Genomic DNA, 5,995 nt, shown 5'->3' with positions numbered 1-5,995 from the left:
ATATTTATCTTTAAAATTTTCATCTCTAACTTTGGTTATATTAAATTCTATTGAATGTATTTTATCTTCTAAAGTTTTTGTTATTTCATTTTTTAAATCATTGATTTTTTTATCGATATGATTCTTTATTAGGATTTCATCACTATATAGTTTTTTGGAATTTTTTATGGTAAGTTTATTTATAATATTTTCTAATTGATTGGCTGTTTTGTTATTTTTTTTATTTATAATATCTTGTGCATAATAGTCTAGTATCAAATTTTTACTCCTAGCAAAGTATACGTTAGTGTTTAGTTTTTCTATTTCTTTATATTTATTTAAGTTAGCTTTTTTAAATAAAACCTCATATACTTTTCCAAGATCAAGACTGCAATGAGTCTGCAATTTTTCTATATCTTTTTTTAAAATGTCTATATCTTCACCATTATAAATATTTTTCTTTTTTATATCTTCAATATGATTTAATGTATATAAATATATCTCTTTTGTTTTTTGTTTTAACTCAAATTCAATTTCATTATATATAGATATATCTTTATATAACTCTCGTTTATAATAATATATTTCTTTTATAATGTTATCTTTCATAATAAATAGATTTTTATATTTAGAATTTATTTGTTTTTGCTCGCATACTTTTGTAAATTTTTCTTCTATACTTTTATACAGATTATTTATATTACTTTTATGTATTAAATCATAGTCATCATTTAAAATACCTTCTATAGCTTGTTTTGCTGATATATATACTATATCATTAAATTTATCTTTATATATTTCATTAGCTTTTCTTCTTACTTTTACTATATTGTCTATGTTTTCTTTACTTATAACATCCATTTTATTTACTACAGCTATTATGTTTTTTTTATTGTTATGTAAGCTGTCTATTTTATTCATTTCTTCTATTAACTTATTATTTTCCTTTGATACTATATTTTGAGCATCTATTAACCATATTACCCCATCTGCTTTTATATAATATTCTTTCATACGATCTAATGTATTTTTAAGTAATGTTTGATTAAGCCCTGGTGTATCTACTATTATAAAATCTTTTAATATATCTCCCTTTTTTAAGTAATACTTTATTTGTACTATGTCTGATTTATATAAGTACATATTTTCTTGTTGCTTTTTATATTCTTTAAGTTTCTTTACACTAGCTTTGTTCATTTTTTTATAATTTGTAATACTTTTAGCTATTTTTATTTTTGATTCTTTAAATTTTTGTTCTTCTTTTTGCAAAAGTTTATTTCCATCCTGTAAGCTTTTTGTTATTTTGCTATAATCCTTATATTTTATTTCCATTTTTTCATTATTGGATTTTATAAATAAATCTAACTTCCATGTATTTGGTATATCATTTGTAACTACTATATTTTGTTTTAACAATGTGTTTATTAAAGTTGATTTTCCATAGTTACCAGATCCCATTATAAATAATAAAAATGGATTTTTAAGTTCTTTTATATTTTCTACATTTGCCTTTATTTGATTTTCTATATAATTTAAAAGATTTGTAGATTTTGTTTTATTTATATATTCAAAATCTCGTTTACATAAAATAATTATCTGATTTAGTTGATCTATTATATTCATCATTTTTGTAAGCTCTTCATGTCTACTTGCACACATAGTATCATTCCTTTTTAGTTATACAATATGAATACTTTTTTTATATTATATGAACTATTTATATTTTCAAGACCTAAAGGCTTTAGTTTCTTATTTATTACAATAAAGAATTGCTAGAGGTCTAATAAAATCGTAAAGTATTAAATGTAGTTACATATATCTAACAGATGTATATTTGTATCTGTTTTTTCGTATATAATTTCACAATTTTAAAAAAATTACATTTATTTAGATGTTTTCTTCTTTATTTTGTGCTATTATTTACTTAAAGAATATATAAAAATAAGTAGGAGAAGTTCCCCTACTTATAATATACTAATAGAAATGCTTTAGTTGTTTTAATCTACTTGGATGTCTTAATTTTCTTATTGCCTTAGCTTCGATTTGTCTTATTCTTTCTCTAGTTACACCAAATACTTTTCCTATTTCTTCTAAAGTTTTAGGTGTATCATCATCAAGACCAAATCGCATTCTAAGTACTCTTTGCTCTTGCTCACTAAGACCTATTAATAATTCTTCTATTTTCTCTCTTAAGTTATTTTGTTCAACTTCACGCATTACTACATCGCCAAAATGTGCATCCGATGGTATAAATTCTACTAAGCTACTATCTTCATCTTCTTTTATAGGCGTATCTAAAGATACTACATTTTTATCTCTTTTTAATATATCTATAACTTTTTCTACGTCAAGATCACAAACTTCTGCAAGCTCATCTAAGCTTGGATCTCTTTGAAGAATATTTGCAAGTTCTTGTTTCTTTCTTTTTACAAAATTTATTCTTTGATGAAGATGTACTGGTATTCTAATTGTATTTTCACAATCATCTATGTATCTCGTAATACTTTGCTTTATCCACCATGTTGCATAAGTGCTAAATTTATAACCTTTTTTATAATCATATTTTTCAACCGCTTTTATAAGTCCAATATTACCTGCTTGTATTAAGTCTAGCATATCGACGCTTTCTTTTTTATACTTTTTTGCAATACTTACAACTAATCTATAATTTGCATTTATAAATTGTTCTTTTGCTTGCGGCGAAGAGTTAATTATTGCTTTTGCCAATTCTACTTCCTCTGATGCCGATAACATTTTGTACTCTTCTATTTCTTTTAAGTACATTTTCATCGCATTTGACGTGTTTGATGAGTCCCCATAAATATAATTTTCATAAGTATGTTCCCTTTTAGCCCCCATAATCTAACTCCTTCTATCCATATAGTTTGTTAATTGAAATGGTAAAGTGTATGTAGCTTTGCCTCGTTTTATAATATGATTACTATTATAAAAAAATTCCATTCAATTTAATTTAAATGTCAATAAGTTTATTTATCTAATATTCTACATCACATATCAAATTTCCTTCTTTTTTTTATTTTTTTTTTATTTAAAATAAATCTAGTGATTTATTTTATTGAAATTCAAATAATATATCAAAGACTTTAACATATATAATTTTATATTTATAATAAATTTATATATAAAAAGAAAAAAAGACCGCAAATTTGCAGTCTTTTTTCCTCGAACGACGTTATAAATCCCTCTATTAATAAATCCTTTAGCGTTTGCCCCAACACTTACGGTTTTATAGAGAATTTTTAACCCTTTAATAATAACATCATTAAAAATTATAGTCAAGTTCGTATATTTATGTAATTGTTATTAGTGCTTACATCCACAGTCATCTCCACAACCACAGTCGTGTCCTTCACCGTGTCCACAACCACAGTCATGCTCATGTTTATGATCGTGTTCTAATTCATTAGCTAATTCTTCCATTTTAAAGAATTCTTCTACCATTACATCATATGTTGGAAGTGATGCTTCTGTATCATATTCTTCTCCTGTCCAGTCAGCATACATCATAGCATCTCCATTAGTTAATACTAATCTTCCTGCCATAGTCATATTATCTACATCTTCTAAAAAATCTATTTGCTTTTGTACAACTTCTCCTTCTAATGCTATGTCTTCATCTAGACATTGTACTATCATAACTGGCGCATAGTAATCTTTATCATCTTTAACATTAACAACTATATCTAATACACCTTCTGCACCTTCTTCAAATTCAGCTAATGCTACATCTGTATCTATCATATCTTGTGGAACTAATAAGTCCTCCATTAAATACTTTATAACTCTTTCTTTTACTAATTGCTTTGACATAATAATTCTCCTTTCGTTTATAGCTATTGGTTGTCCAAACTTTTCCTTTTTATAGTATACTACATTTATAACTTTTTCAATCTTTCGCAATAAAATAATTATAAATATAACTTATTTATACCCAATATTATTTTTTTTAATACTTTCTATTACTTTTTTAACACTGTATTTTACTACGTTCAAGCATTTTTTTAACCTTTTTACATATCTTTACAGTATATTTTTATATATTTTCTATGTTATCATTTATTCACAGGGGGCAGCCCCCTAAACTAAAGGTTACAAATTAGTAACATTTTCAAAATATTAAATCAGCGAGGTGTTTTTCATGACGAAAATGACAAAAAAAATAAGAACTTTATTAGCTTTAGGGATAGTAACTGTTGCAACAGCTTCTACTACAGCTCCTGCAAATGCGTTATGTAAGGCTACTTTTAAAAATGATACTGTTAAGGATTCGATATATGTATATATAAATGGAGTTAAATATGAACTACCTATGAATATTAGTTTCCCAATAAATGGAGTTAAATATGAATTACCTACAAATATTGGTTCCCCAAATAAACCGGTTAAGCCATCTGTGCCAGTTGACAAACCGTCTGCGCCAGTTGATAAACCATCTGTGCCAGTTGATAAACCATCTGCGCCAGTTGATAAGCCATCTGCGCCAGTTGATAAGCCATCTGTGCCAGGTAATGATACTACTGTTGGAAATTTCTCAGCTTTCCAAAAAGAAGTTGTTGATTTAGTAAATATCGAAAGAACTAATAGAGGCTTAAATCCGCTTAAATTAGATAAAGAACTTTCAAATGTAGCTACTACTAAATCTCAAGATATGATAGATAAGAATTACTTTGATCATAATTCTCCAACATATGGTTCACCATTTGATATGATGAAAAAATTTGGAATAAGCTATAGATCTGCAGGTGAAAATATAGCCATGGGACAAAAATCTCCTAAAGAAGTTGTTAATGCTTGGATGAATTCTCAAGGACATAGAGAAAATATATTAAATTCAAGTTTTACAGATATAGGTGTAGGTGTGGCTAAAGATAGTAATGGAACTATCTACTGGACTCAAATGTTTATCGGAAAATAAAACATTATAAAAAAGTACAGTCTTTTCAAACTGTAACCTAGATATTGGACACCTGAAAAATGTGGCTAATATCTAGTTTTTTTTATTGTATTATACATTTATATTTTTTCAATCTTTACTAAAAAAATAATTGTAAATATGACTTGTTTATATCCGTTATTGTTTTTTAATTAAGTAACCTGTTACACTTTTTTAATAACTATAATAGATAATATTTACAATTTAGTTTACTCTATAATCATAAATCCAATTCATACATAATATATATTTATAATGGATTACATTTTAACTATAAAAATATTAATTAACATACTAAAATAAGATTTACTTACATATTTTTCTGTATTTTGTTACCAACTTGTAATTCCCTTCCCCTTAAAAATAGTTTATAGTATACTATATTGGGGATATATTATAGTTTAATTTTTAAAGTTGAAAGGAATGAAAATTTATGAATAAAGGATTTAAAAATTTAAAAAAGAAAGCTGTAGCAATGACACTTACTTTTGCACTTAGCTTATCAACTCTTTCAGTTGCATTTGCAGATAGTACAAAAGTTGTAACTCTTGGTGCAAATTTAAAACCAGAACAGAAAGAGCAAATGTTAAAATATTTTGGAGTTAACGAAAATGAAGCCGTAGTTCTAGAAGTTAACAATACAGAGGAGAGAAAATATTTACAAGGAGTTGCTAGTGAGGAGCAACTTGGAAAAATAACTATTTCTTGTTCTTATGTTGAACCGACTTCAAAAGGAAATGGTATAAATGTTAAAACGGCTAACCTTACATGGGTTACAAGTTCTATGATAGCAACAACATTATCAACTGCAGGTGTTGAAAATGCTAATGTTGTAGTAGCTGCTCCATTCCCAGTTTCTGGTACGGGTGGATTAACTGGTGTTATGAAGGCATTTGAAGATGCAACTGGTGAAGCTTTACCTGAGGATAAAAAAGAATTAGCAACTGAGGAATTAATTACTACTGGGGATTTAGGAGATGAAGTTGGTCAAGATAAAGCCACAGGATTAATTAATGATATTAAAACAGAGATTATAAAAAAAGGTACTACAAATCCTACACA

The 5,995-nt window shown here is 26.2% G+C and carries 5 protein-coding genes; 2 read left to right on the top strand and 3 right to left on the bottom strand.

The genetic code is table 11. The features are described from left to right. The 3 genes from VLM92_RS02485 to VLM92_RS02475 all read right to left on the bottom strand — a co-directional run. Positions 1 to 1,638 (bottom strand): dynamin family protein (locus VLM92_RS02485; protein WP_325274774.1); only part of this gene is annotated, 1,638 nt, incomplete at its 3' end. A 315-nt stretch (positions 1,639 to 1,953) separates the two neighbouring features. Continuing rightward, a complete protein-coding gene (locus VLM92_RS02480; RefSeq protein WP_325274773.1) occupies positions 1,954 to 2,838 on the bottom strand; it encodes a sigma-70 family RNA polymerase sigma factor in 885 nt (294 codons plus the stop codon). 465 nt (positions 2,839 to 3,303) lie between these two features. Further along, positions 3,304 to 3,810 (bottom strand): type I restriction enzyme HsdR N-terminal domain-containing protein, encoded by a 507-nt coding sequence (locus tag VLM92_RS02475; RefSeq protein ID WP_325274772.1) that lies wholly within the window; start codon positions 3,808 to 3,810, stop codon positions 3,304 to 3,306. Positions 3,811 to 4,138: 328 nt separating this feature from the next. Here VLM92_RS02475 and VLM92_RS02470 point away from each other — a divergent pair, with 328 nt between their 5' ends. After that, complete coding sequence (locus VLM92_RS02470) at positions 4,139 to 4,915, top strand: CAP domain-containing protein (RefSeq protein WP_325274771.1); 777 nt, start codon at positions 4,139 to 4,141, stop codon at positions 4,913 to 4,915. A gap of 493 nt (positions 4,916 to 5,408) precedes the next feature. Beyond that, positions 5,409 to 5,995: DUF1002 domain-containing protein (locus tag VLM92_RS02465; RefSeq protein ID WP_414708141.1), on the top strand; the 587-nt coding region annotated here is incomplete at its 3' end.

Origin of the sequence: Romboutsia sp. (assembly GCF_035470145.1) — a bacterium.
Taxonomy (GTDB): Bacteria; Bacillota; Clostridia; order Peptostreptococcales; family Peptostreptococcaceae; genus Romboutsia_D.
This window is presented reverse-complemented; position numbering and strand designations above follow the sequence as displayed.

Coding starts and splice junctions, on each gene's coding strand:
- VLM92_RS02480 (WP_325274773.1), bottom strand. CDS start 2,838: ATGGGGGCTAAAAGGGAACATACTTATGAAAATTATATTTATGGGGAC.
- VLM92_RS02475 (WP_325274772.1), bottom strand. CDS start 3,810: ATGTCAAAGCAATTAGTAAAAGAAAGAGTTATAAAGTATTTAATGGAG.
- VLM92_RS02470 (WP_325274771.1), top strand. CDS start 4,139: ATGACGAAAATGACAAAAAAAATAAGAACTTTATTAGCTTTAGGGATA.